The following is a 25519-nucleotide window of genomic DNA, read 5'->3' as shown; positions in this document are numbered from 1 at the left end:
CGGATAGGCTGGGTTGCCGCGCTCGAAGGTGGTGCGACAGCACATCCGCCGAGAGCGCAGTAGCGTGGAATCGATCGGAACACGACGGCAGTCGGACGGCAGAGTGGCCCGCGTGGCGGAAGAGGTGAGCGTCAAGATGGAGATGAACCGAGGTCGACCCACCTCGGGGCAGCCGGGAGGTAACCCGCTACCCACGTCGAATCTCCGCCGGCGTCGCCGATCGGCCTGGAATCCGGCCACCTGGTCTCCCGTGACGACGTCCTTCGCGCCCAACCGCACCTACCGCGCGCCCGGTACCCCGGGTGGCCGACGGTTCGCGCCGACCGAGCACCTCGCCTCCGAGGCCGTCGCCGCGTTCGTCGACGGGGAGCTGGGGATGACCGCACACATGCGTGCCACCGAGCACCTCGCACATTGCACCGAATGCATGTCCGCAGTCGACGCCCAGATCTCCGCGCGAGCCCGACTCCGTTCGGCCGGCGACGTCTCCATCCCCGCCGGACTGCTCGGGCAACTCAGCCAGATCCCGACTCGGGAGATCGATGTCAGCGCCGCGGCCGACGAGGCCGACACCGATCCGCACGGACAGATCGCGCCGTGGGATCGTGGCCGCCCGCCCAGCCCGATGGCTGCGCCCGGATTCCCGGTGACCGGTGCCCCCCGCAACGGACAGCCGAACATCGCCGATCAGAGCAGTACCCGCGCCCGGATGAATCGCTGGCGAGGCCGCTGACCGGTGGACACCACAGGGGAGAGCGAACTCGACCGGAGCACCGAGTCCGCCGACGACATCGCGCCGCGCGACGCGACCGACCGGGGAGCCGAGTTCGCATCCGAGCAGTCGCGCCAGGACTCGGGCACCTCGATCGATGCGATGTCCGACGAGAAGGCCAGACAGCACAAGGTGGTCTCACCGCAGACCGCCGCCGTGTTCGGTCGCCCTGACGGCGTCAGCGGTTCGTTCGACCAGTCGTCGAACACCGATCGACCGGAACCGCAGATCGCTGCTCCCGATCCGGTACTCGCCGAGGCCTTCCGTCGGCCGGCGGGCGAGTCCGAGACCCTGCAGCGCGATCCGCTGGCGACCTACGGGGAGCCACTCGTCGACCCCGTACCCGCCGACCCGTGGCGCGATCCGGAGAGCATGGTCGGCCTCTCCGGCCCCGCTCTGACGCGGCCCGCGACACCCGAACCCACCGACCCGGGACCGAAACTCGGCATCCAGGATGTCCTGTTCGGTCGGCGGGTGAGCTGGCATGCGCTCGCGACGCTGGGCGTGCTCGCGATCCTCGTCGGACTCGTCGGCGGGCTGCTCGGCCGCTGGACCGCCGAGGTCGTCTCACCCCTCAACTCGGATTCGGTGCAGTTGGCGACCGGCGACGACGACCGCGACGCCGACCCCCGCTCGCCCGTTGCGACCGTGGCGCGCGCGGTGGAGAAATCGGTTGTGGCGCTGGATGTCCGGACCTCGAGCGCGGTCGGCACCGGCTCCGGCTTCGTCATCGACAAGAACGGTTACATCGTCACCAACAATCACGTGATCGCAATGGCCGCCAACGACCGCAACGCCAAACTTGAGGCCGTGTTCGCCGACCGCACCCGCGTCCCGGCCCGGATCGTCGGGCGCGACACCAAGACCGATCTCGCGGTGGTGAAGGTCGACAACGTCGACAACCTCACCGTCTCCAAGCTCGGCAACTCCGACAACCTGCAGATCGGTGAAGAGGTCATCGCCTTCGGCTCCCCGCTGGGCCTCGATCGCACCGTCACCAGCGGCATCGTCAGCGCCCTGAATCGTCCGGTGCCGCTCCGGCCCGACGCGGAGTCTGACACCGATGCGGTCATCGACGCGATCCAGACCGACGCCGCGATCAACCCCGGCAACTCGGGTGGCCCGCTGGTCAACGACGACGCCGAGGTGGTCGGGATCAACACCGCGGGACTGGTGCCCGGTGGTGGCTCGATCGGCCTCGGCTTCGCCATCCCGATCAACCAGGTCGTGCCCATCGCGCAGACGTTGATCCGACAGGGCAAGGTCAATCACCCGCAGATCGGGGTCAACGCGAGTTCGGTACGCAACGACCGCGTGCTCGGCGCCCAGGTCCGCAACGTCGTCGCCGGCGGCCCCGCCGACAAATCGGGCGTCCGCGAGGACGACGTCATCACCTCGTTCGACGGCCGGTCCATCGAGAGTGCCGACGAATTGACGGTGGCGGTCCGGACCGCGAAGATCGACGAGAGGGTCGACTTCAGCTACTGGCGGGACGGGCGTACGTTCAAGGGCACGATCACTCCGGCCAGTGACTGAGACTCCTGGCCTCGAGCAATGGGGATGACAGATGTTCAGCAGTATCGGTTGGGGTGAGATCCTCGTCCTGCTGGCTGCCGGACTGATCATCCTCGGGCCGGATCGACTGCCGGACGCGGTGTCCTGGACGATGAAGTCGCTGCGCCAGGTGCGCGACTACGCGACCGGCGCCACCAATCAGCTCAAGGAAGAACTCGGCCCGGAGTTCGACGAGCTGCGCAAACCACTGTCGGAACTCAACGAGCTGCGGGGCATGACGCCGCGCGCGATGGTGACCAAGCATCTTCTCGACGGCGATGATTCCGTCTTCACCATGGGGTTGGGGCCGACCACGGTCGACCGCTCGGTCACCGAGACCCCCGCCATCAAACCGGTCTCGGCGCCCATGCCGACGCCACCGGAGACCTCATCACCCGCGGGCGGGCCGACGACACCCGCTGCGGCGGAGACCGCCCGCCCGGCGAAACGGCCGAACGTCACCGACTGGGACGCCACCTGAGCGGTCGGTGACCCGCCTCAGTCGTGGCGCGTGGTGTCGATGCCCAAACTCATCCCGGCCAGGCCACGACGGCGAACCGCGAGCTTGTCGGCGATGGCCCGCAGAGCCGACCCGGACGCCGACTCCGGCGCGGACAGCACCACGGGTACCCCCGCATCCCCGCCCTCGCGCAGCGTGGTCTCCAACGGCACCTGACCGAGCAACTCGACGGGCGCCCCGACGGCCTGCGTGAGGCGGTCGGCGACCTTCTGACCGCCGCCGGAGCCGAACGGCTCCATCCGGGTGCCATCGGGCAGCTCCATCCACGACATGTTCTCCACCACACCCAGGATCTTCTGCCGCGTCTGCAGGGCGATCGCGCCCGCGCGCTCGGCGACCTCGGCCGCTGCCTGCTGCGGGGTGGTGACCACCAGGATCTCCGCTCCCGGGATCAGCTGGGCGATGGAGATCGCGACGTCGCCGGTGCCGGGCGGCAGGTCGAGCAGCAGTACGTCGAGGTCACCCCAGTAGACGTCGGCGAGGAACTGCTGCAGCGCGCGATGCAGCATCGGCCCCCGCCAGGTCACCGGGGTGTTGCCGTCGGTGAACTGTCCGATCGAGATGAACCGCACGCCGTGGTTCATGGGCGGCATGATCATCCGCTCCACCTGTGTGGGTTTGGCATCGCTGCCGAGCATCCGCGGCACCGAGTGGCCGTAGATGTCGGCGTCGAGTACGCCTACGGTCAGCCCGCGTTCGGCGAGCGCGGTCGCCAGGTTCACCGTCACACTCGACTTGCCGACGCCGCCCTTGCCGGACGCGACGGCATACACCCGGGTCAGCGATCCGGGCTGGGCGAACGGGATCACCGGTTCGGCCTTGTCGCCACGCAACTTCTTGCGCAGTTCCGTCCGTTGCTCGTCGTCCATCACGTCCAGGGCGACACGGACGGCGCCGACGCCCGGGACATCGGCGACAGCACCTTCCACCCGGCCGGAGATCTCGTTGCGCATCGGACAACCCGACGTGGTGAGCAGGACGACGACGTCCACGCTGGCGTCGCTGTTGACGTCGATCGTCTTCACCATGCCGAGCTCGGTGATGGGTTTGCCGATCTCGGGGTCGTTGACCTTGCTCAGGGCAGCGCGAACCGACGATTCGGTGGGTACAACTCCGGTAGTCATCGGTTCCCAGCTTAGCCGTCGCCGCAGAAGGGACCGATCGCCGGGAGAGCGCGCAGGGCCGGACGACCGCGCCGGGTGGTCAGCGCGCCGGGACCGGTGTGGTGGTGCCCGGTGCGGGCGCCTGCCGTCCGGTCGGCGCCTGCTTCGGCGGGACCGCCTTGGTGGGGGCCTGCCTGGTCGGGGGTTGGGGCGGCAGCAGACCCGGCGGGACCAGGTTCGGCGGCAGGCAGAGCGCGCCGAGGCAGGTCTGCGGGGGAGGCGTCGTCGCGGTGCTCGACGACGGGTCCGACGAACTCTCGCCCGGCTTCGACGTCGACGGCTTGGACGGCTTCGACGGCTTCGACGTCGACGATTTGCTCGCCTTGCGTTTGGGCTCGGGGATCGGGTTCGTCGGCATCACGCCCGTGGCATACGCGCCCGCCCAGCTCAGGACGTTCGCGACGTACTCCATCGAATGGTTGTACCGCAGCACGGCGGCGACCTTGTTCTTGTCGTTCATGATGTCGGTGACACCCGCGCACAGGTACCGCCCGGCCGAGTACGTCGCGTCGAAGACGTTGTTCGGATCGGACTTGCCGTCACCGTTGGCGTCCGAGCCCCAGCTCGCCCACGTGCTCGGGATGAACTGCATCGGCCCCATCGCGCGGTCGTGTCCGGGGTCGCCGTCGATGCGACCGCCGTCGGTGTCACGGATCACCGCATTGCCGGCCAGCGAACCGTCGAGGACCGGGCCGGCGATCGGGTTGATGGTGGTGCCGTACTGGTCCACCGAGCCGTTGGAGGCGTGATTCGACTCGATCCGGCCGATGCCGGCGAGCAGGAACCACGGCAGCTTGCACTGCGGGCTCTCGGCGGCGACCCGGTTGGCGCCCAACTTGTAGGCCTGCAGCACGACACCGGGAATTCCGAGCGGGCCGCTCGGTAGATCGCCGGCGATGCGGAACTGCGGTGCGACCACAGCGGGCTCGACCCGCTTGGGTGGCGGCGCGAAACCGAGCAGTGTCACGGGCGCACCGGGCACGATGGCCGCCGCAGCGGGAGGTGGACCGTCGTCCTTCGCCGTCGGTGACACGGCGATCGCGCCTCCGGACGCACTCGACGCCGCAGCACCGAGCACCAGGGCGCCGACGAGGACTCCGCCTGCGGTCACGGAGAGTGCGCGACGCGGCAGACGTGCCCGGCTCGGGCCCTGCGCACGACGGAAAGGCCGGGGCGTCATCGTGGCACCCTCACCCGAGTCGGCCCATGACACAGCGGCTGTTGTCGCTCGACCGGCATCGACCGTCCGTCCACACCAACTCCGTTGTTCCGACGCGCACGCATGTCCGCCCCCGTGGTATCGCGGATACCCGTCGTACCTGGCCTGACCGGCTCCCCGGATTCTGGCTCACCGGGGTGGACGACGTGTGACCCACCATACATATGGGTCGAGTGCCCCAGTACCCGAACCCGACAATCCTCGATCACATGCATCTGATCGGGAACGCGACGTCACGGTGTTACATCGCTCACGTGTCCCGGCGCTGACCGCGTGACGCGGGCGCCCACCGCGGGATGTCGGCGGCGGGGGCCTCAGCGTCCGGGGGAGTCGCCGCCACGGTGTCGATGGCGCTCGTCGTCGTCCCCGCCGGGGGTGGACAGGTCCACGGGCCGATCGGTCAGCCGTTCGGTGAGTTCGGTGAGCAGGTCGTCGAACTCCTTGCGCAGGTAGTCGCGGGTGACCGTGTCGCCGACGGCGAGTCGGACCGCGGCGAGTTCGCGGGCGAGGAATTCGGTGTCGGCCTTGGTCTGCGCGGCGCGCATCCGGTCCTCGTCGAGCGCGACCTTGTCGCGGTTCTCCTGCCGGTTCTGCGCCAACAGGATCAACGGTGCCGCATACGCCGCCTGGGTGGAGAACGCGAGATTGAGCAGGATGAACGGATACGGGTCCCACCGCCAGGACACCGCGATCAGGTTGAGCGCCACCCACACGATCACGAGGACGGTCTGGATGGCGAGGTAGCGGCCGGTGCCGAGGAAGCGGGCGATCCGCTCGGCGTAGACCCCTACGACGTCGGAGTCGAGGTTGAACGACAGCCCGCGCCGGGGACGCGGCGTGTCCAGACGGCGACCGGACTGTTCGGTGCTCACGCACCCGCTCCTGCCGTGTTGATCCCGGACGCCGGGTTGATCCCGCCGCCACCGATGACGTCGGCGTCCTCGGGTTCGGTCTCGCGCCAGTCCCGGGGCAGCAATTCGTCGAGCAGGTCGTCGACGCTGACCGCGCCGAGGAGGTGGCGTTCGTCGTCGACCACCGGGCCGCACACCATGTTGTAGGTCGCGAAATAGCGGGTGACCGCCTCCAGGGAGTCCTCCGGACGCAGGTGGGACAGATCGCTGTCGAGGATGCCACCGACGATGTTGGCCGGGGGTTCGCGCAGCAGTGCCTGCAGGTGCACGCAGCCGAGGTACTTGCCGGTGGGGGTGGCCGTCGGCGGCCGGACCACGAAGACCAGGCTCGCGGCCGCCGGCGTGATGTCGGGATCACGCACGCGCGCAAGTGTTTCCGCGACCGTCGTGGATGCGGTCACGATGATGGGCTCCGACGTCATCAACCCGCCCGCGGTGTCCGGGGAGTGGGTCAGCAGTCGTCGGACCGGTTCGGATTCCTCCGGGTCCATCCGTTCGAGCAACGACTCGGCCTCGGCGTCGGGGAGTTCGCCGAGGAGGTCCGCGGCATCATCGGGGTCCATTTCCTCGAGGACGTCGACGGCGCGTTCGAGCCCGAGATGCTCGAGCATGTCCATCTGATCGTCCGGCGGGAGTTCCTGCAGCACATCGGCGAGCCGTTCGTCGTCGAGTGCCTCGGCGATCTCGTCACGCCGCTTGACCGGCAGTTCACGCAGCGCGTTGGCGACGTCGGCTGCGCGCATCCCCTCGAACTGCATCAGCGCCTGCGCCACACCCTGGCCGGGCAGGTTCAACTCGGTCTGTGTCAGACCGTGTACGCGATGCCAGTCCACCACGTGCGTCTCGCCGCGCCGTCGGAATCCCTTGCGCCCGGGGCGGACGGCCACACGGGCGACCACCCAGTCGCGGGTGCGCGTGCGTTCGATACCGAGGTCGACGACGCTGACGTCGACGCCGGCGAGGTGTTCGAGATCGGGATCGTCGACCCGGACGCGCGAGTCCAGGATCTGACCGATGGCGAGCGCCTCACCGGGGCGCAGATGGAGGCGACGCAGACTGACCGTACCGGTGTTGAGGGTGACCGCCTGCGGCTCGATCGTGGTCACCCGCAGCATCGGGACGAAGATCCGACGACGGGTGGTCAGCTCGACCGCCAACCCGAGGACCCGTGGCTGCTGTCCGGTCATCCGGACCGCGATCACCACATCCCGGACCCGGCCGATCGACTCGCCATCGGGTCCGAGCACGGCCAAACCGACCAGTCTGGCCACGAACACCTTGCTCACGGACGCCATGGCAGTAAGGGTAGTGGCATCGGCTGCATGCCCTGCGCATATGCCGCCGGGGCACATCCGCCGGTGTTGCACAGCCGACGACGTGCTCCGACGTCGACTATCGTGCGCCGTGGTGGCACCCGACGTTCCGCAGCGGCGACACGCGGCGCCGACAACTCACTGGGAGGACGCGACATGACCAACCCGATGCGGCCCGGCCGGGCGACCCCGGGCCTGCCGACCCCGCCCAAGGGCTGGCCGATCGGCTCCTACGGAACCTACGCCGAGGCCCAGCGCGCCGTCGACTACCTGTCGGACGAGAACTTCACCGTCGAGGACGTGACGATCGTGGGCGTCGACCTCATGCAGGTGGAGCGCGTGATCGGCCGACTCAGCTGGGGCAAGGTCATCGGTGGCGGCATCGTGTCCGGCGCGTGGCTCGGCGTGTTCTTCGGTCTGCTGGTCTCCCTCGTGGTGAGCGGGGCCGGGTTCACGCCGGTCGTGGTCGGTCTGGTCGGCGGCATCATCTTCGGGTTGATCTCGGCGACGATCCCCTACGCGGCGACCCGGGGGCAGCGTGACTTCGCGTCGACGATGCAACTCGTCGCGGGGCGTTATGACGTGCTGTGCGATCCCCGCAGCGCCGAGCGGGCCCGCGACATGCTCAGCCGGTTGTCGAACTGATCCTGGCTCCGGATTCACCACGGCGAAAGTGACGTACAGAACAACGGACGTCACGATTCCCCCTCGTTCTGGCACGCCCATGCCGAATGTGTTGCATGTCACGAACCGCGACATATAACGTTACGCAGCAGGCGCTGACCGGTGCAGCCTCGTTGTCCTGCACCGCGAACGACATCAAGGAGGCTGCGTGCGGTTCCGAGCTGGCACTTCCGAATTCGGTGGAACTCCGACGGGCCGATCCCCCGACCGTGGATCGCGAAGCGGGGTAGGACGAAAACTGGTGGTGGCAGCGGCCGCACTGGTCGCCGCGCTGCCGATCGTCACCGCGTGCGGATCGGGCTACACGCCCAGGGTTCTCAACATCTATCCACCGGCTGACGGCGCGACGTTCATCGACAAGGTCGGCAAGCAGTGTTCGGCCGACTCCGATGGGGCGTACGAGATCGTCACCACGCCGCTGCCCAAGTCGGCCGACGACCAGCGGTTGCAGTTGGCGCGCCGCCTGGCGGGCAACGATCCCGGCCTGGACCTGATGGGCATGGACGTGGTGTGGACGGCCGAGTTCGCCGATGCCGGATGGATTCAGCCGGTACCGGAAGCGTTGGCGGCCAAGGTCGCCGAGACCAATCTGGGCGGCCCGCGTGAGACGGCGATGTGGAAGACCGACGAAGACGCCGACAAGCGGCTCTACGCGATCCCCACCTGGACCAACACCCAATTGCTCTGGTATAGGCCGGATCTGCTGCGCAAGTACCTGAACAAGTCGACCGCACCGACCACCTGGGACGAGATGCTCGCCGACACCCAGGCGATCCGCGCCAAGGGTGGACCGAGCTACATCATGGTGCAGGGCAAGCAGTATGAGGGCCTGATGGTGTGGTTCAACTCGGTGCTCGCCAGCGCCGGCGGGTCGGTGGTCGGCGCCGATGACCCGAACCTGGTGACGCTCAACGACACCCCGGAGCACCGGGCGGCCACCGTGAAGGCACTGGAGGTGCTGAAGGCGGTCGCGACGGCGCCGGGTCACGACCCGTCGCTCACCAACTCCGACGAGTCGTCGGCGCGCCTCGGCATGGAGACCGGCAGCGCGGCCTTCGAGGTCAACTGGCCGTTCGTGTTCTCGTCGATGCGATCCAATGCCGCGGCAGGCGATGTCCCGTGGTTCCCGGAGATGCAGCAGTACGCGGGCTTGCTCGCCGAGGATGCCGAGAATCCGCCGACCGATGCGCAGCTGGCGCCGGTGAACAAGACGGTCCGCACCAAGTTCGACTTCGCGCTGTATCCCGGTGTCAGCAAGGAGCTGCCGACGAAGACCACGCTGGGTGGCGTGAACATCGCGGTGGCCAGCACCTCGCAGCAGAAGGACCTGGCCTTCCAGGCCGCCGAGTGCCTCACGAACGAGGCGGCGCAGAAGGTCTACTCGGTCGAGGGCGGTACACCGCCGACGATCTCGGCCATCTACGACGACCCGGATTTCAAGGCCGCGTATCCGATGGGTGACGACATCCGCACCCAGCTGGAATCCCAGAATGCTGCTCTGCGACCGGCTTCGCCGGTGTACCAGGCGATCTCGACCCTGCTGACCGCCAAACTGAGTCCGGTCGGCCAATGGGATCCCGAGACGCTGGTCGACGAACTCGCCGAGCAGGTCCGCAAGGCGATCGACGGGGAGGGTCTGATCCCATGACAACCGGAGACAACGGCGAGAACCGGTCCCGCCCGGGCCGGCACAGCCTCCCGGATGACACACCGCCCCGCGAACCGTCGGTGCGACCGCCGTCGACGGGTGACACCGGGGCGCAGCCGGTGTACTCCGACGCTTGGACGCCACCCGCGGGCGCAGCGTCCGCCGCGGGGGGTCCCGCGACGTCCGCCGTGCCGGCGGGCGGCGGAGGCGTGAGCACCGCGGTCCGGCCCGATGCGGCGTCGCCGGCTGCGGCCAAGGGCGGCAAGAAGCTCAGCGAGGGCAAGGCCGCGGAGCGGCGACTCGCGTTCTGGCTCGTGGCACCCGCCGCGATCATGATGGCACTGGTCACCGGCTACCCGATCATCTACGCGTTCTGGTTGTCGCTGAACAAGTCGAGCCTGTCGGCACCGGGTGAACGCAGCTTCGTCTGGCTCGAGAACTACGCCACCGTGCTCTCCGACAGTTACTGGTGGACGGCGTTCTCGGTGACCCTGGGGATCACCGTGGTGTCGGTGGTCATCGAACTGGTGTTGGGCATGGCGATCGCACTTGTCATGCACCGCACCATCTTCGGTAGGGGCACCATCCGTACGGTCGTCCTGATCCCGTACGGCATCGTGACGGTGGCGGCGGCGTTCTCCTGGTACTACGCGTGGACGCCGGAGACCGGCTACCTCGCCAACCTGCTGCCCGACGGAAGCGCACCGCTGACCGAGCAGTGGCCGTCGCTGGCGATCATCGTGCTCGCCGAGGTGTGGAAGACCACGCCGTTCATGGCGCTGTTGCTGCTCGCCGGTCTGGCCCTGGTCCCCGACGATCTGCTCAAGGCCGCCCAGGTCGACGGTGCCGGGGCGTGGACACGGCTGTGGCGCATCATCATCCCGCTGATGAAGCCGGCCATCCTGGTCGCCCTGCTGTTCCGCACGCTCGACGCCTTCCGCGTGTTCGACAACATCTACGTGTTGACCAGAGGCTCCAACAACACCTATTCGGTATCGATGCTGGGCTACGACAATCTGTTCAAGGCGTTCAACCTCGGTGTCGGCTCGGCGATCAGCATCCTGATCTTCATCTGCGTCGCGATCATCGCGTTCATCTTCATCAAGGGCTTCGGCGCGGCCGCGCCCGGTTCCGACAACGAGGGGAGGTAGGGCCGCGTGAGATCCGGTATGGGAAACAAGGCCTGGTGGTCGATCGCCAACATCCTGGTGATCCTCTATGCGATCATCCCGCTGTTGTGGATCCTGAGCCTGTCGTTCAAGCCACCGGGCAGCGTCAAGGACGGCAGCTTCATCCCCAAGGAATGGACCTGGGACAACTACACCGGCATCTTCGAGACGAGCGCCTTCACCAGCGCGCTGCGCAACTCGATCGGCATCGGTCTGATCACCACCCTCATCGCGGTGATACTCGGCACCATGGCCGCCTATGCCGTGGCCCGGCTCGATTTCCCGGGCAAGAAGGTGTTGATCGGCGCGGCGCTGCTGATCGCGATGTTCCCGCAGATCTCGCTCGTCACACCGCTGTTCAACATCGAGCGCAACCTCGGTCTGTTCGACACGTGGCCGGGCCTGATCCTGCCGTACATCACCTTCGCGCTGCCGCTGGCGATCTACACACTCTCGGCGTTCTTCCGCGAGATCCCCTGGGAGCTGGAGAAGGCGGCCAAGATGGACGGCGCGACGCCGTGGCAGGCCTTCCGCAAGGTGATCGCCCCACTGGCGGCCCCCGGCGTGGTGACCGCCGCCATCCTGGTGTTCATCTTCGCGTGGAACGACCTGCTGCTCGCCCTGTCGCTGACCTCCACCGAGCGCGCCATCACCGCACCGGTGGCGATCGCGAACTTCACCGGTGACAGCCAGTTCGAGGAACCCACCGGCTCGATCGCCGCGGCCGCAGTGGTCATCACCATTCCGATCATCATCTTCGTGCTCTTCTTCCAACGTCGAATCGTGGCCGGGCTGACCTCCGGCGCGGTGAAGGGATAACCATGGCCGACATCGTTCTGGACAACGTCACCAAGCAGTACCCGGACGGGTCGACCGCGGTCCACGGGGTCGACATCGAGATCGCCGACGGCGAGTTCATCATCCTGGTCGGTCCGTCGGGCTGCGGGAAGTCGACCACGCTCAACATGATCGCGGGTCTGGAGGACATCTCGTCCGGCGAATTGCGGATCGGTGGGGAGCGGGTCAACGATCGTGCTCCCAAGGACCGCGACATCGCCATGGTGTTCCAGAGTTATGCGCTGTATCCGCACATGTCGGTGCGGGACAACATCGCCTTCCCGCTGACGCTGGCGAAGCTGTCGAAGGCGGAGATCACCGCGAAGGTCGACGAGGCGGCAAAGATCCTCGACCTCGGGCCGTACATGGACCGCAAGCCGGCGAACCTGTCCGGTGGTCAGCGGCAGCGCGTCGCGATGGGTCGCGCGATCGTGCGCTCGCCCAAGGCGTTCCTGATGGACGAGCCGCTGTCGAACCTCGACGCCAAGCTGCGCGTGCAGATGCGCACCGAGATCGCCCGTCTGCAGAACCGGTTGGGCACCACCACCGTCTACGTCACGCACGACCAGACCGAGGCGATGACCCTCGGCGACCGCGTCGTGGTGTTGCGCGGTGGTCACGTCCAGCAGATCGGCTCGCCGCAGGAGCTCTACAACAACCCGGCGAATCTGTTCGTCGCCGGGTTCATCGGCTCACCGTCGATGAACTTCCTGCCCGGCCGGCTCGGTGGCGACGGGATCGACACCCCGCTCGGCCGTGTCAGCGTGCCCGACCATCAGCAGGTCGTGGCCAACGCCCAGAAGGCCCAGAGCAACGGCGATGTCCTGGTGGGACTACGGCCCGAGCATCTCGAGGATGCGGCACTCGTCGATTCCGCCGCCCGCGCCAACGGAGCGAGCTTCACCGCGACCGTCGACGTCATCGAGTCGATGGGCTCGGACAACTACGTCTACTTCAGCGTCGACGCGCCGCACCCGACCAGCGATGCGCTGGCCGAGCTCTCCGCGGATTCGGGCGCGGAAATCGGTGGCGGACAGATGATCGCGCGGGTGGCACCGGAGTCGGCCATCGCCCGCGGCAGCACCGCCGAGTTGTTCTACGACCCGGCCAAGGTGGCCGTGTTCGACCTGGCGTCGGGGGTCAACCTGCGTCTCGCGTGACGCGGGCACGGTGGAGCGCTTTCAGGGCGTCGGCGAACTCGTCCACCGGGCCGTCGACCGGGACGCCCGGCGCGACCTGCCGGATCGACAGCGGCGCGACCGGTGCCGCCGGTGCGTCCCACTCGAGCAGCCATGCGCCGAGTTGCTCGGTGGATGCCGCATAGACGATGCGACCCAGGCCGACCCAGGCGTGCGCCGCCGAGCACATCGCGCAGTGTTCGCCGGAGGTGTAGACGGTGCTCGACGCGCGTTGCGCCGGAGTGAGATTGGTTGCGGCCCAGCGGGCGATCGCGAACTCCGGATGTTGGGTGGCGTCGCCGCCGGATACCCGGTTGCGGTCGGCGAACAGCTCGGTTCCGTCGGCCGCCACGAGCGTCGACCCGAACGGTTCGTCCCCGTCGTCGAGCGCTTCCCGGGCGAGGTCGACGCAGCGTCGCAGTCGATCGACATCGCTTGGCGTGACGGTCATGTGGTGGTGCCCCTTCTCATCGTCGGCGTCGCTGCCCCTGATCGCGGAGCTCGCGGAGGATCTCGTCGTCCCAGACGTGCTTGCGCACCAGACGATAACGTTCGCAGGCGAGCCACATGTAGAGCTCCGCGTCCCTGGTCAGATCCTGCCGGATGCCCGCCCGACGCGCCATCCGGACCACCGGGAGGAACTCCTCGCCGAACCAGCGCCGCGCGACGTCCACCCGGCTGACGAACTCGCCGATCTCCTGGGAGAGCCGAAATCCCCAGGCCTCCACGTTCTCCGCGAGCTCGGCGTAGTCGAAGGGGTCGACGAGCCGGATCGCATCGGCCTGCGAACCGCTCAAGGGGACGCGGGAGAGGAACAGTCGGCGATGGTCCTTGAGGAGCAGGTCGCCCGCGACGTTGATGCCGTCGGGTGAGATCCGCGTGTGGATCTCGGTGACGTAGGCGTCGATCGTGTGGAAGTGCCGGGCGATCGCGATGGACACCCGATGGTGGCCGTCGATGACGAAATGCATCGAACCGATCCGGTACAACTGCACCGGCGGCATCGACTCACCGCGCCGCTGGGCCTCGGCGAGGCGTTGCCACCGTTCCCGGATCCGTGACGACGTCGGCCGGAAGTAACGGTCGAAATCCTTTGTGCGGTCCACACTCCCGACGATCGAGGCCACTTCGACCTGCTGCAGGCCGAGGGCTGTCTCGCCCAGCCGGCCCAACGCTGCGACGACCTCGTCGAACGGCAGGATCGTGTTGACGTCGGCCGGCTGCCGGGTGAACCAGGCCAGCAGGCGCGACATCTCGGCGTGCCGGCGCATCCGGCTGAAGTCGTTCTCCGCGTCCGCGGTGGGGAAACCGGTGTCACGCGCCATGACGCCGCCGGACGATCTGGAACTCCCGGGTCCCCGGGTCGATGTCGAACTGGCAATACCCCACGACGTTCATCGAGATGGTGTCGTCGCCGATCATCTTGTCGCTGGGATGCGTGCCGAACGGATGGACGTGGCCGTGCACCATCAATGTGGGCCGCAGCGACCGGACCAGACCGTGATAACACTCGAACCCGCGATGCGGGCGGTCATCACCATCCCCGACGCCGCGCGCCGGGCTGTGGGTGAGCAGGATGTCGGGCGTCGGCCGGCCACAGTGCAGCCGCCACGACCGGAGCCGCTGCTGGGTGTCGGTGTACTGATTGGGTCCGCTGTTGTAGCGACGACACCCGCCGAGGCCACTGATCCGCAGTCCGGCGACTTCCACCGTCCGACCGTCCGCGTTGATCGCGCCGCGGGGGCCGGGGTCGTCGCTGGGCAGGCCGGCCCGCAGCCAGCCGGCGCGGCCGTTGCGATAGCCCGAGAGGTCGCGGTCGTGATTGCCCGGCACGAACACGCAGGGCGCGTCGCAGAGGGTGGAGAGCACCTCGAGATAGTCGAAGGGCAGATCTCCCGCGCCGAGGATGAGGTCCGGTCGGCCGTCGATGCCGACCCCGAAGGTCAGCGAATCGACCACCTCGTCGGCCACCGCCAGGACACGCACCACGCATTCAGGTTAGGTGATCGCGCCCACGACACGTCCTACTACGGTGGACGGCGTGAGCGATGCCGTCACCGATCGGATCAGTCAGTACCTCGCCGAGCGACTGGGTGCCCGACCCCAGCGCGCCTCGGTGACCTTTCTCGGGGTGGAGCCGATCGACGTGCTGCGTTTCGTCACCGGCGACGACGTCGTCTACGCGACCGTCGGCTGTGCGCGGCACCCGATGTCCGAGCCGACCGACATCCACGCCGATCCGGTGCGTGGCCCCCGGGCCGAGCTCGTCGTCCGGATGCACGGTGGCCGGGCACTGCCCGGGCTGCATCGTCGCCTGGCGACACTGGCCGCGGCGCCCGCGGTCGAGGGGCTCATCCTCGCCGAGGACGCACTGATCGACCTCTCCGAACCGATCTGGGACGGCTCCACGTGTACCGCGATGATCCTGGAGCGTGACGACCTCGACGAACTCCCGCTCGACGAACCGATGGATCCGGTCCGGTTCCTCCGCGCCGTGCCGATCACGGCGAACGAGGCCGCCTGGGTGCGACTCAAGGGAGTCGACGCCCTGCGGGACGCGTGGCGCGAGGCCGCGATCGACGTGCGGTCACCGGATCGGTCCGGCGCGCAACTCTGACCACCGCCCTTTACAACCAGTTGTGGCGGCGGAAGACCGCCCACAGGACCGAGCACGCCACGACCAGCAGCACGAGCACGGTGGGGTACCCCCAACGTTGATGGAGCTCCGGCATGTTGTCGAAGTTCATGCCGTAGATCCCGGCGACCATGGTGGGGACGGCGGCGATCGCGACCCACGACGAGATCTTGCGCATGTCGGTGTTCTGCTGGATGCCGACCTTCGCGGCCGCGGTGCCGATCAGCGACGACAGCACCTCGTCGTACTCCACGATCCGGTCGATCACCGTGGTGAGGTGATCGGCGACGTCGCGAAAGTGTCGCCGGATCTCCTTGGGCACCAACGGGTTCTGTCCCGTCAGGCGGGCGAGCGGTCCGGTCAGCGGGGTCACCGCGCGACGGAGTTCGAGCACCTCGCGCTTGAGCAGATAGACGGGATCGATGTTCAACGACCTGCGCGGGCCGAACACGGACTCCTCGATGGCGAGGATGTCGTTCTCCATCTTCTCGGTGACCGCGAGGTAGCTGTCCACCACCAGGTCGGCGATCGCGTGTTGCACGGCCGTCGGCCCGAGTACGAGACGTTCCGGGCGGGCCTCGAGTCGCCTGCGTAGTCCGGACAGGTGGGTGTGGTCGCCGTGCCGGACGGTGATCACGAAGTCCGCCCCGACGAAGATCATGATCTCGCCGGTCTCGACGACCTCGCTGGCCTTCTCCATGGACTCGTGTTCCACGTACTTGACCGTGCGCAGGACCAGGAACTGGGTGTCGTCATAGACCTCGAGTTTGGGCCGCTGATGCGCGTTGACCGCATCTTCGACGACGAGTTCGTGCAGCCCGAACACCTCGCCCACGTCCTGCATCTGGTCGTCGTCGGGGAGTGCAGCCCTACCCAGACGAACCCCTCGCCGCTCGACCGCACCTGTTCGAGGGCGGCGGTGTAGGAGATCCGGCCGGGTTGACGATGTCCGTCGATGTACACGGCACAGTCGACCACCGCGCGGGCGACCGGGACGCGGATGTGCGGCATCGGCCTCTTGTCGCGCCGCGGGGGGACGAGACCGCCGGGTCGAATGTGTGGCATCGAGGGCACCTTTCGGATGCTACTCGTAGTATCACCGCGTGCCCTTCGACGTGACGGTCTACACGACGACCCTGATCACCCTCATCGTGATCATGGACCCGCCGGGTCAGATCCCACTGTTCCTGAGCCTTGTGGGACACCGGTCGCCCGAGTACCGCAGGCGCGCGGCGTGGCAGGCGCCGCTGGTGAGTCTGCTGGTGATCAGCGTGTTCGCCATCGGCGGCAAGGCGATCCTGAACTACCTGCACATCGGCATCCCGGCGCTGCAGGGTGCCGGCGGCCTGCTGTTGCTGCTGGTCGCGCTGCAGTTGCTGACCGGGCTGGGCAATGCGGGCAAGCCGCAGGCCAGCGACGACGTGAACGTGGCTCTGGTGCCGCTGGGCACCCCGCTGCTCGCCGGCCCGGGTGCCATCGCCGCGGTCATCGTGGAGGTCAGCAGCGTGTCCGGCGACGTAGCCGGCTACGTCGCCATCGCCGCCGCGATCATCAGTGTCCACCTCGTGGTGATGATCGTCCTGCGGTATTCGACAGTGCTCATCCGCGTCCTGGGCGTCGGTGGGATCACCCTGCTCGCCAAGATCGCCGGTCTGCTGCTCGCGGCGATCGCGGTCCAGCTGATGGCGGACTCCATCGAGGGCTTCATCGCGGCGGCCGGCTGACGCGCTCGGGCGCGCGCCGTGGCGGCCAGTAACCTGGGGCGCGTGATCAAGCGCGCCGCGACAGCGATCCTCGTGACCGTCGGCCTCGCCGTGGCGGTGGCGGGATGTTCGACGACCGAACCGGGTGACCGTCCCCTCGTGATGGGGGCGTCGGACATGCCGGCGATGCAGGTGATGGCCCAGATCTATGCCGGGGCGCTGCGCCACGCCGGCAGTGCGGTGTCGTCGGACACCCGGGCCGGGGACTACCGGACCCTGCTCGACGACATGGATGCGACCTCGGTGGACCTGTTCCCGGCGTTCAGTGGGCGGTTGTTGTCGCAACTGGCGCCGCAGCTGGCGCCCGCCACCGCCGACGAGACCTACACGGATCTGAATCGATCACTGCCGCAGGGTGTTTCGATCGGCGATCCGACGATGGTGGTGGCCACCCCGCAGGTGATCGTCGCGGCGTCGGTGGCCGAACAGCGGAAGGTGACCGAGCTCGCCGACTGCGCCCAGATGTCATCCGGACTGCCGGTGGTGGTGGTCGGAGCGCCCGACGCCGCCACGATCGAGGCGTTCACCGCCACCGGCTGCCGGTTCGGTCCCGTGGAGTCGGTGCCGACGACGGCCGCCGCGATCGAGCGGATCGCCGGCGGACGGGCCGTCGGGATCCTCACCCCGCTCGATGTGGCGGGCGACGACGCGGAGGGGGCGGCGGACGAGATCCGGGCCCTGCAGGCGCCGGCCCCGGCCGCGGACTCCGCGGCGGCGCCGGCAGCATCGGGGTCAGGAGCACAATCGGGGCCGGCGGAGCAGTCGGGGTCGGCGACCACCGGAATCGTCGTCGCGGGCCCGCGGGCCCAGCAACTCGTGCCGGTCTATCGGACGGCGGCCCTCTCCCGCGACGAGATGCAGACGGTCAACAAGGTGGCCGGGGAGCTGACGACGGCCGACCTGGCGACCCTGGCCGGTCGCGCGGCGACCGGCGCCGACACCCGTGAGCTCGCCGACGGGTGGCTGGCCGAACACGGGCTGTGACGGCCGGCCGGCCCGATCGGGATGGGTTCACTCGGCCTTGGACATCGCCCATCCGGTGACGCGTGCGGAGATGCCCTGGTATTTCGACGCGACCAGGCGGACCCAGATGTCGAGCACCTTCGCGTCGTTCCCGACCAGGATGCGCGCCTTGTTCTTGCGTACCCCGTCGATGATGACGTCGGCGGCGTCCGCCGAGGTCATGCGCGCCAGGTACTTGTCGAAGAAGTCGGCGGTCTTCTTCTGATCGTGATCGCCGGAGGTGGTCGCATTGCGGGCGATCGCGGTCTTGATGCCGCCGGGGTGCACACAGCTGACCTTCACCGGGTGCTTGGCGATGATCATCTCCTGGTTGAGCGCCTCGGTGAATCCGCGGACCGCGAACTTCGCCGAGTTGTACGCGGCCTGACCGGGTTCGGCCAGCAGGCCGAACAGCGAGGAGGTGTTGACGATGTGTCCGTCGCCGGAGGCGATGAGATGCGGCAGGAACGCCTTGGTGCCGTTGACGACGCCCCAGTAGTCGACGTCCATCACGCGTTCGATGTCCTTGAACTCCGTGCGTTCGATCTCGCCGTGGTGGGCGATGCCGGCGTTGTTGAACACGACGTTGACCGTGCCGTAGTGCGCCACAACGGCTTCCGCGTAGTCGAGCACCGCCTCGCGTTCGGCGACATTGAGGATCTGCGCGTGTACCGCGGCGCCGGTCTCGCCGACGAGCTTCTCGGTCGTCGCGAGTCCGTCGGGGTTCATGTCCGAGATGGCGAGTTTGGCGCCCATCGTGCCGAGTTTGACCGCGAGGTCGCGGCCCATGCCCGAGCCGGCACCGGTGATGACGACGACCTTGTCACGAAAGTCTTTCATGTGTCCTCCTGAGATGGGATCGGCGATCAGGCGGTGGCCGTCGCGGGTTCGGTGTCGGTCGGCGATGCGGCGGGGACGGCACGGCCCCCGCGACGCTCCACATCGTAGGCGGCGATGTCGAACTTCTTGGTGATGCGGCGGAAGTTGAAGGTGAAGCCCGGCCACAGGGTGGTGATGTTGCCGTGGTGGTCCTTGTACCAGGATGCGCAGCCGCCGTTGACCCACACGCTGTTACGCAGTTCGTGCTGGACGTCGGCGTTGTAGCGCCGTTGTGCCTGCGCGGTGACGTCGGTGCGGGTGATGCCCTGCGCGCGAACCGTCTTGAGGTAGTCCACCAGATAGTTCAGCTGCGACTCGATCATGTACACCATCGAGGTGTGGCCGAGACCGGTGGACGGCCCGATCATCAGCATCATGTTGGGGAACCCGTGGACGAACGAGCCCTTGTATCCCTGCATGCCGATCTCGTCCCAGACGTTCGCCATGCTGCGGCCCTCGGCGCCGATGATCTTGTCGAACACCGGGGAGTCGGTGACGTGGAAGCCCGTGGCGACCACGATCACGTCGACCTCACGTTCGGTGCCGTCGCGGGTGACGATGCCGGTCTCGGAGATCGAGGCGATGCCGTCGGTGACGAGGTCGACGTTGGGCCGGGCGATGGCCGGATACCAGTCGTTGGACCGCAGGATCCGCTTGCAGCCGACCTGGAAGGTCGGCGTCGCCTTCCGTCGGACCTCGGGATCCTTGATGGAACGGGCGATGTTGGCGCGGCACACCAACTCGACCGGCTTGAGCGACCGGGGGGAGTAGGTGAGGCCGAATGCCGTGACCTCGTTCATCGCGTAGATCGCGCCGCGCACCGCGGACTGGTAGCCGGGGACGTTGGCGAACGCCCACTGCTCGGTTGCCGAATAGGGCCGCTCGGTGCGTGGGACGATCCACGGCGCGGTTCGCTGGTAGACGTCGAGCCGGCCGACGACCTCGGCGAGTTCGGGTACCAGCTGGATCGCCGACGCCCCGGTCCCGATCACGGCCACCCGTTTGCCGGTGAAGTCGACGTCGTCGTCCCATCGTGCCGAGTGCACGATGGTGCCCTGGTAGGAGTCGAAGCCGTCGATGTCGGGGAGGTTGGGCTCACAGAGGGGGCCGACCGCGCCGATCATGATCTCCGCGCGGACCTGCTCGCGGGTGCCGTCGCGCAGGATGTCGAGGATCCACCGCCGCTCGTCCTCGTGCCATGCCGCGTTCTCGACCTCGGTGCCGAAACGGGTGTTGGCGCGGACGCCGTGCTTGTCCGCGACCCCGTTGATGTACCGGTGGATCTCGGGCTGATGCGAGTACGACCGCGACCACGTCGGGTTGTGCTCGAACGAGTACGAGTAGAGGTGCGACGGGACGTCGCAGGCCGCACCCGGATAGGTGTTGTCGCGCCAGGTGCCGCCGAAGTCGGAGCCGCGGTCGAGGATGACGAAATCGTCGAATCCGTTCTGCTTGAGCTTGACGGCTGCGCCCAGCCCGGAGAAGCCTGCGCCGATGATGGCGATCTGTACATCGATCATTGTCATGATCTCACCATAGAGTCCTATTGAATACTCGTCAATAGCTTATTGAATAATGATCAATAACAGCCTACGGTGGAGTCGACCAGCAAGGACAGCGGATGAGAGGACACATAGACTGTGGCGGTGACCTCAGGTTCGGCGCCGGCGGCCAAGCGCACCCGGATGAGTCCGGAGGCCCGGCGAGATCAACTCGTCGAACTCGGCCTCGACATGGTGCGCGACCGGCCGCTCGAACAGGTGTCGATCGACGCCATCGCGGAGGCTGCCGGGGTGTCGCGCGCCCTGTTGTTCCACTACTTCGAGTCCAAGCAGGACTTCCACGTCGCGATCGCACGCGCTCAGGCCGACGAGATGCTCGAGTGCACCGAGCCGGATCCGCGACTCGGGGACCCGATCACGATGCTGTCGGCATCCATGTCCGCGTTCGTGGACTACGTGAGCGACAACCGCAAGGCCTACATGGCGTTCATGCGCGGGTCGTCGAGCGCCGACCCGGCGATGCGCGAGGTGTTCGACCAGACCCGCTCGGTGATGGCCTCCCGGGTGTTCGATCACGCGCCGGCGCTGGGGATCTCGGTGACCCCGGTGGTCGAGATGACCGTTCAGGGCTGGATCTCGTTCGTCGAGGAGACCACCATCAGCTGGCTGACCGACCCGGTCATCACCCGCGATCAACTGCTGGCCCTCATCACCGCGGCGCTGCCGGCACTCGCCGCCGTCGTCCCGCAGGTCTGAACACGGTCCCGCAGGTCTGAACACAGTCCCGCAGGTCTGAACACGGTCCCGCAGGTCTGAAGACGGTCCCGCAGGTCTGAAGACAAAGGTGCCGGTCGGCTCGCTGTGCGAGCCGACCGGCAACCTGTGATCGAGGCTCAGATCAGCCGAACGCCTCGTCGAGGATCTCCTGCTGCTCCACGGCGTGCACCTTGCTCGATCCCGACGACGGCGCCGACATCGGGCGACGCGAGGCGCGGCGCAGACCCTTGAGCAGGTCCGGCAGCATCTCCGGCAGCCAGAGTCCGAGGAACGGCCACGGGCCCTGGTTGGCCGGCTCCTCCTGGACCCACACGAAGTCGTCGGCGTTGCCGTACTGCTCGAGGGTGTTGCGCAGGCGGCGGTGCGGCACCGGGTAGAGCTGTTCGATCCGCACGACCGCGACGTCGTCGCGCTTCTCCTTGTCCCGGCGGGCGGCCAGCTCGTAGTAGAGCTTTCCGCTCACCAGCAGCACGCGCTTGACCTTGTCGCGATCCCCGTTGCCGGACACGAACTTCGGATCATCGATCACCGAACGGAACTTGTCGTCGGTGAACTCCTCGATCGGGCTGACGGCAAGCTTGTTGCGCAGCATCGACTTCGGGGTGAACACGATCAGCGGGCGGCTGATGCCGTCGAGGACGTGCCGGCGGAGCAGGTGGAAGTAGCTGGCCGGGGTGGACGGCAGTGCGACGGTCATCGAGCCCTCGGCGCACAGCTGCAGGAATCGCTCGATGCGACCCGACGTGTGGTCGGGACCCTGACCCTCGTGGCCGTGCGGGAGCAGCAGCACCACGTCGGAGAGCTGACCCCACTTGGCCTCACCGGACGAGATGAACTCGTCGATGATGGACTGAGCGCCGTTGACGAAGTCGCCGAACTGCCCTTCCCACATCACCAGCGCGTCGGGGCTGCCGACCGAATAGCCGTACTCGAAGCCGACCACCGCGAACTCCGACAGCGGGGAGTCGTAGACCATGAAGCGGCCGCCGGCGTCCTCGCCCTCGACGGGCTTGAGGTGGTTGAGCGGCGTGTACTCCGCACCGCTGTCGCGGTCGATGAGCACCGAGTGCCGCTGCGTGAAGGTACCGCGGCGGGAGTCCTGGCCGGACAGACGCACGGTCCGGCCCTCGAGGACGAGGGAGCCGAACGCCAGCAGCTCGGCGAACGCCCAGTCGATGCCGCCGTGCCGCGACATCTCGTGGCGCCGCTCCAGGACGGGCTTCACGCGGGGGTGCGGCTCGAAACCGTCGGGGACATGCAGGAACGCGTCGCCGATACTGCCGAGGACCTCTTTGTCGACCGCGGTGACGAGCTTGGTCGGCAGCGTCTGATCCGACTCGACCGACGGACTCGGTTCCGCGGTGTACTTCTCGAGTTCCTTGACCTCGTTGAACACCCGCTCGAGTTGGCCCTGGTAGTCGCGCAGGGCGTCCTCGGCCTCCTTGGTCGAGATGTCACCACGGCCGATCAGGGCTTCGGTGTAACTCTTGCGGACGCCGCGCTTGGTGTCGATCACGTCGTACATGGCCGGCTGGGTCATCGACGGGTCGTCGCCCTCGTTGTGTCCGCGACGGCGGAAGCACACCAGGTCGATCACGACGTCCTTGTGGAATGCCGCGCGGTAGTCGACCGCCATCTTGGCGACCCACACGGAGGCCTCCGGATCGTCGCCGTTCACGTGGAAGATCGGTGCGCCGATCATCTTCGCGACATCCGTGCAGTACTCGGTCGAGCGGGAATGCTCTGGCGCCGTGGTGAATCCGACCTGGTTGTTGACCACGATGTGGATCGTGCCGCCGGTGCGGTAGCCCGGCAGCATCGCCATGTTCAGCGTCTCGGCGACCACGCCCTGGCCGGCGAACGCGGCGTCACCGTGCAGCATCAACGGCAGCACCGAGAACTGCTCGTCGTCGTCGAGCAGATCCTGCTTGGCGCGGACGAGTCCCTCGAGAACCGGGTCGACCGCTTCGAGGTGGCTCGGGTTGGCGGTCAGCGAGACGTTGATCTCGTTGTCGCCGAACATCTGGTAGTACTTGCCCTCGGCGCCCAGGTGGTACTTCACGTCACCGGAACCGTGCGCCTGAGACGGGTTCAGGTTGCCCTCGAACTCGGTGAAGATCTTCGAGTACGGCTTGCCGACGATGTTCGCGAGGACGTTGAGGCGACCGCGGTGCGGCATGCCGATGACGACCTCGTTGAGGCTGTGCTCGGCGCTCTGGTCGATCACCGCGTCCATCATCGGGATGACCGACTCGGCACCCTCGAGCGAGAAGCGCTTCTGGCCGACGTACTTGGTCTGCAGGAAGGTCTCGAAGGCCTCGGCGGCGTTGAGTTTGGACAGGATGTACTTCTGCTCGGCGACCGGCGGTTTGACGTGCTTGATCTCCACCCGTTCCTGAATCCAGCGCTGCTGCTCGGGTTCGAGGATGTGGGTGTACTCCACGCCGACGTGCCGGCAGTACGCGTCGCGCAGGATCGACAGGACGTCGCGCAGCTTCATCTTGTCCTGGCCGTGGAAGCCGCCGACGTTGAACGCGCGGTCGAGATCCCAGAGCGTCAGACCGTAGGTGAGGACGTTGAGATCGGGATGGCTGGCCCGGGCATCGCTGTCCATCATCAACGGATCGATGTCGGCCATCAGGTGTCCGCGATTGCGGTATGCCGCAATGAGTTCCAGTACGCGGGTGCTCTTGTCGACCAGGCCTGCGGGAATGTCGCGGCGCCAGCGGACCGGCTCGTAGGGGATGTGGAACGCGGTGAAGACCTCGTCGTAGAACGCGTCGTCGAGGAGCAGTTCGTGGATGGTGCGCAGGAAGTCGCCGGACTCCGCACCCTGGATGATGCGGTGGTCGTAGGTCGACGTCAGCGTCATCAGCTTGCCGACGCCGAGCTCGGCGATCTGCTCGTCGCTGCATCCCTGGAACTCGGCCGGGTACTCCATCGCGCCGGCGCCGATGATCGCGCCCTGGCCCTTCATCAGGCGCGGCACCGAGTGGACCGTGCCGATGGTGCCGGGGTTGGTGAGCGAGATGGTCACGCCGGCGAAGTCGTCGCCGGTCAGCTTGCCGTCGCGGGCGCGGCGGACGATGTCCTGGTAGGCCGTGTAGAACTCGGCGAAGCCCATGGTCTCGCAGCCCTTGATGGCCGCGACCACCAGCGTGCGGTTGCCGTCCTTGCCGACCAGGTCGATGGCCAGGCCCAGATTGGTGTGGGCCGGGGTGACCACGTTGGGCTTCCCGTCGACCTCGGCGAAGTGCCGGTTCATGTTCGGGAATGCCTTGATCCCCTGGACGATCGCGTAGCCGAGGATGTGGGTGAAGCTGATCTTGCCGCCGCGGGTGCGGGCGAGATGGTTGTTCACGACGATGCGGTTGTCGATCATCAGCTTCGCGGGGATCGCCCGCACGCTGGTGGCCGTCGGAACCTGCAGGGACGCCGACATGTTCTTGGCGATGGCGGCCGCCGGGCCACGCAGGACCTTGTTCTCGTCCTCGGCGGAGGTGCTGCCGGCGGACGACGGCACGGTCGGCTTCGCGCGGTTCTGCGAACGGGCCGACCCGTCGCGGCTCGCGGTGCTCTGCCCGGACGCGGCCTTGGTGGCGGTGGACTCCTTCGTCGGGCCGGACTTGCGGGCGGGGGCCGCGGTCGGCTGCTGGTCGAGGGTGACCTGCTTCGAGGGCTGCTTGGCCGGCTCGGTCTTCTCGGTCTTCTCGGTCTTCGTCGGGGCGGGGGAGGCGGGGGCTGCGGTGGTGCTCGCGGGCTTGGCTGCTGCGGGTGCGGTGCGGGAGGAGGCGGTGCCCGATCCGGCGCTGCCATTGGCGGCGACTGCGGTGTCGGAGGATGAGCCGTTCGAACCGGGGTCATAGGTGGCCAGGAATTCGTGCCAACTCGGGTCGACCGAATTGGGGTCCTTCTTGTATTGCTGGTACATCTCCTCGACCAGCCACGTATTTTGTCCGAAATCCGATATCGAACTGCTCACAGCGCTATCTC

22 protein-coding genes and 1 pseudogene are annotated in these 25519 nt (G+C 67.7%); 12 read left to right on the top strand and 11 right to left on the bottom strand.

Features of this window, described 5'->3' with window-relative positions:
- Positions 1-136 precede the first annotated feature (136 nt).
- The 3 genes from D7316_RS06835 to tatB are packed head-to-tail and all read left to right on the top strand — an operon-like array spanning position 137 to position 2807.
- On the top strand, positions 137-733 hold the full coding sequence (locus tag D7316_RS06835) for an anti-sigma factor (RefSeq protein WP_124711171.1): 597 nt from the start codon (positions 137-139) through the stop codon (positions 731-733).
- 3 nt (positions 734-736) lie between these two features.
- Complete coding sequence (locus D7316_RS06830) at positions 737-2308, top strand: S1C family serine protease (RefSeq protein ID WP_408609986.1); 1572 nt, start codon at positions 737-739, stop codon at positions 2306-2308.
- A gap of 31 nt (positions 2309-2339) precedes the next feature.
- Positions 2340-2807: a Sec-independent protein translocase protein TatB gene (tatB, locus tag D7316_RS06825; RefSeq protein ID WP_124707609.1), complete on the top strand. Its 468-nt coding sequence runs from the start codon at positions 2340-2342 to the stop codon at positions 2805-2807.
- Between the two features lie 17 nt (positions 2808-2824).
- On the opposite strand, the gene D7316_RS06820 is transcribed toward tatB, so the two are convergent.
- The 4 genes from D7316_RS06820 to D7316_RS06805 all read right to left on the bottom strand — a co-directional run bounded on the left by D7316_RS06820 (position 2825) and on the right by D7316_RS06805 (position 7434).
- Positions 2825-3970 (bottom strand): Mrp/NBP35 family ATP-binding protein, encoded by a 1146-nt coding sequence (locus tag D7316_RS06820; protein ID WP_124707608.1) that lies wholly within the window; start codon positions 3968-3970, stop codon positions 2825-2827.
- A 79-nt stretch (positions 3971-4049) separates the two neighbouring features.
- A complete protein-coding gene (locus D7316_RS06815) occupies positions 4050-5189 on the bottom strand; it encodes a lytic transglycosylase domain-containing protein (protein ID WP_124707607.1) in 1140 nt (379 codons plus the stop codon).
- Between the two features lie 353 nt (positions 5190-5542).
- Positions 5543-6100, bottom strand: a complete 558-nt coding sequence (locus D7316_RS06810) for a DUF1003 domain-containing protein (protein ID WP_124707606.1) — start codon at positions 6098-6100, stop codon at positions 5543-5545.
- On the bottom strand, positions 6097-7434 hold the full coding sequence (locus D7316_RS06805; protein WP_124707605.1) for a magnesium transporter MgtE N-terminal domain-containing protein: 1338 nt from the start codon (positions 7432-7434) through the stop codon (positions 6097-6099). Before D7316_RS06805 ends, D7316_RS06810 begins: the two co-directional genes overlap by 4 nt.
- A 174-nt stretch (positions 7435-7608) precedes the next feature.
- Here D7316_RS06805 and D7316_RS06800 point away from each other — a divergent pair, with 174 nt between their 5' ends.
- The 5 genes from D7316_RS06800 (at position 7609) to D7316_RS06780 (ending at position 12950) form a co-directional block, all read left to right on the top strand.
- Positions 7609-8097 carry a general stress protein gene (locus tag D7316_RS06800; protein WP_124707604.1) on the top strand — a complete coding sequence of 163 codons (489 nt, stop codon included), beginning with the start codon at positions 7609-7611 and terminating at the stop codon, positions 8095-8097.
- A gap of 280 nt (positions 8098-8377) precedes the next feature.
- Complete coding sequence (locus D7316_RS06795; protein WP_232016802.1) at positions 8378-9784, top strand: extracellular solute-binding protein; 1407 nt, start codon at positions 8378-8380, stop codon at positions 9782-9784.
- Complete coding sequence (locus tag D7316_RS06790) at positions 9781-10935, top strand: carbohydrate ABC transporter permease (protein ID WP_124707602.1); 1155 nt, start codon at positions 9781-9783, stop codon at positions 10933-10935. Before D7316_RS06795 ends, D7316_RS06790 begins: the two co-directional genes overlap by 4 nt.
- A gap of 18 nt (positions 10936-10953) precedes the next feature.
- Positions 10954-11772, top strand: a complete 819-nt coding sequence (locus D7316_RS06785) for a carbohydrate ABC transporter permease (protein WP_124707601.1) — start codon at positions 10954-10956, stop codon at positions 11770-11772.
- A 2-nt stretch (positions 11773-11774) separates the two neighbouring features.
- On the top strand, positions 11775-12950 hold the full coding sequence (locus tag D7316_RS06780) for an ABC transporter ATP-binding protein (RefSeq protein WP_124707600.1): 1176 nt from the start codon (positions 11775-11777) through the stop codon (positions 12948-12950).
- Here the strand turns inward: D7316_RS06780 and D7316_RS06775 are convergent.
- Genes D7316_RS06775 through D7316_RS06765 form a run of 3 tightly spaced genes read right to left on the bottom strand, consistent with a single transcriptional unit; the run spans position 12931 to position 14957 of the window.
- Complete coding sequence (locus D7316_RS06775) at positions 12931-13419, bottom strand: nucleoside deaminase (RefSeq protein WP_124707599.1); 489 nt, start codon at positions 13417-13419, stop codon at positions 12931-12933. The two genes, D7316_RS06780 and D7316_RS06775, sit on opposite strands and share 20 nt — an antisense overlap.
- A gap of 16 nt (positions 13420-13435) precedes the next feature.
- Positions 13436-14293 carry a chromosome partitioning protein ParB gene (locus D7316_RS06770; RefSeq protein ID WP_124707598.1) on the bottom strand — a complete coding sequence of 286 codons (858 nt, stop codon included), beginning with the start codon at positions 14291-14293 and terminating at the stop codon, positions 13436-13438.
- Positions 14283-14957 (bottom strand): metallophosphoesterase family protein, encoded by a 675-nt coding sequence (locus D7316_RS06765; RefSeq protein WP_124707597.1) that lies wholly within the window; start codon positions 14955-14957, stop codon positions 14283-14285. Before D7316_RS06765 ends, D7316_RS06770 begins: the two co-directional genes overlap by 11 nt.
- A gap of 52 nt (positions 14958-15009) precedes the next feature.
- On the opposite strand from D7316_RS06765, the gene D7316_RS06760 reads away from it, so the two are divergent.
- Positions 15010-15585 carry a suppressor of fused domain protein gene (locus D7316_RS06760; RefSeq protein WP_124707596.1) on the top strand — a complete coding sequence of 192 codons (576 nt, stop codon included), beginning with the start codon at positions 15010-15012 and terminating at the stop codon, positions 15583-15585.
- A gap of 10 nt (positions 15586-15595) precedes the next feature.
- Here the strand turns inward: D7316_RS06760 and D7316_RS06755 are convergent.
- Positions 15596-16668 (bottom strand): annotated as a pseudogene (locus tag D7316_RS06755) (magnesium and cobalt transport protein CorA).
- Between the two features lie 38 nt (positions 16669-16706).
- Here D7316_RS06755 and D7316_RS06750 point away from each other — a divergent pair.
- Entirely contained in the window at positions 16707-17327 is a 621-nt protein-coding gene (locus D7316_RS06750) for a MarC family protein (RefSeq protein ID WP_124707595.1), read from the top strand.
- Positions 17328-17369: 42 nt separating this feature from the next.
- Complete coding sequence (locus D7316_RS27610) at positions 17370-18350, top strand: glycine betaine ABC transporter substrate-binding protein (protein WP_269462488.1); 981 nt, start codon at positions 17370-17372, stop codon at positions 18348-18350.
- Positions 18351-18377: 27 nt separating this feature from the next.
- Here the strand turns inward: D7316_RS27610 and D7316_RS06740 are convergent, their stop codons facing one another.
- A complete protein-coding gene (locus D7316_RS06740) occupies positions 18378-19208 on the bottom strand; it encodes an SDR family NAD(P)-dependent oxidoreductase (RefSeq protein ID WP_124707594.1) in 831 nt (276 codons plus the stop codon).
- Positions 19209-19234: 26 nt separating this feature from the next.
- Positions 19235-20773, bottom strand: coding sequence for a flavin-containing monooxygenase (locus tag D7316_RS06735; protein ID WP_124707593.1), 1539 nt, complete (start codon positions 20771-20773; stop codon positions 19235-19237).
- A gap of 159 nt (positions 20774-20932) precedes the next feature.
- Between D7316_RS06735 and D7316_RS06730 the strand changes: the two genes are divergently transcribed.
- Positions 20933-21505 carry a TetR/AcrR family transcriptional regulator gene (locus D7316_RS06730; protein ID WP_124711168.1) on the top strand — a complete coding sequence of 191 codons (573 nt, stop codon included), beginning with the start codon at positions 20933-20935 and terminating at the stop codon, positions 21503-21505.
- 142 nt (positions 21506-21647) lie between these two features.
- Here D7316_RS06730 and D7316_RS06725 read toward each other — a convergent pair whose 3' ends face one another.
- Positions 21648-25457 carry a multifunctional oxoglutarate decarboxylase/oxoglutarate dehydrogenase thiamine pyrophosphate-binding subunit/dihydrolipoyllysine-residue succinyltransferase subunit gene (locus tag D7316_RS06725; protein WP_232017143.1) on the bottom strand — a complete coding sequence of 1270 codons (3810 nt, stop codon included), beginning with the start codon at positions 25455-25457 and terminating at the stop codon, positions 21648-21650.
- Between the last annotated feature and the right edge of the window lie 62 nt (positions 25458-25519).

Origin of the sequence: Gordonia insulae, from assembly GCF_003855095.1 — a bacterium.
Lineage (GTDB): Bacteria > Actinomycetota > Actinomycetes > Mycobacteriales > Mycobacteriaceae > Gordonia > Gordonia insulae.
Note: the sequence above shows the minus strand (reverse complement) of the source record. Positions and strands in the feature narration are given on the sequence as shown.

Bases quoted from the DNA above. Each gene is read 5' to 3' on its own strand.
- D7316_RS06835 (WP_124711171.1), top strand. From the start codon at position 137: ATGGAGATGAACCGAGGTCGACCCACCTCGGGGCAGCCGGGAGGTAAC.
- tatB (WP_124707609.1), top strand. From the start codon at position 2,340: ATGTTCAGCAGTATCGGTTGGGGTGAGATCCTCGTCCTGCTGGCTGCC.
- D7316_RS06820 (WP_124707608.1), bottom strand. From the start codon at position 3,970: ATGACTACCGGAGTTGTACCCACCGAATCGTCGGTTCGCGCTGCCCTG.
- D7316_RS06815 (WP_124707607.1), bottom strand. From the start codon at position 5,189: ATGACGCCCCGGCCTTTCCGTCGTGCGCAGGGCCCGAGCCGGGCACGT.
- D7316_RS06805 (WP_124707605.1), bottom strand. From the start codon at position 7,434: ATGGCGTCCGTGAGCAAGGTGTTCGTGGCCAGACTGGTCGGTTTGGCC.
- D7316_RS06800 (WP_124707604.1), top strand. From the start codon at position 7,609: ATGACCAACCCGATGCGGCCCGGCCGGGCGACCCCGGGCCTGCCGACC.
- D7316_RS06790 (WP_124707602.1), top strand. From the start codon at position 9,781: ATGACAACCGGAGACAACGGCGAGAACCGGTCCCGCCCGGGCCGGCAC.
- D7316_RS06785 (WP_124707601.1), top strand. From the start codon at position 10,954: ATGGGAAACAAGGCCTGGTGGTCGATCGCCAACATCCTGGTGATCCTC.
- D7316_RS06780 (WP_124707600.1), top strand. From the start codon at position 11,775: ATGGCCGACATCGTTCTGGACAACGTCACCAAGCAGTACCCGGACGGG.
- D7316_RS06775 (WP_124707599.1), bottom strand. From the start codon at position 13,419: ATGACCGTCACGCCAAGCGATGTCGATCGACTGCGACGCTGCGTCGAC.
- D7316_RS06770 (WP_124707598.1), bottom strand. From the start codon at position 14,293: ATGGCGCGTGACACCGGTTTCCCCACCGCGGACGCGGAGAACGACTTC.
- D7316_RS06740 (WP_124707594.1), bottom strand. From the start codon at position 19,208: ATGAAAGACTTTCGTGACAAGGTCGTCGTCATCACCGGTGCCGGCTCG.
- D7316_RS06735 (WP_124707593.1), bottom strand. From the start codon at position 20,773: ATGACAATGATCGATGTACAGATCGCCATCATCGGCGCAGGCTTCTCC.
- D7316_RS06730 (WP_124711168.1), top strand. From the start codon at position 20,933: ATGAGTCCGGAGGCCCGGCGAGATCAACTCGTCGAACTCGGCCTCGAC.
- D7316_RS06725 (WP_232017143.1), bottom strand. From the start codon at position 25,457: ATGTACCAGCAATACAAGAAGGACCCCAATTCGGTCGACCCGAGTTGG.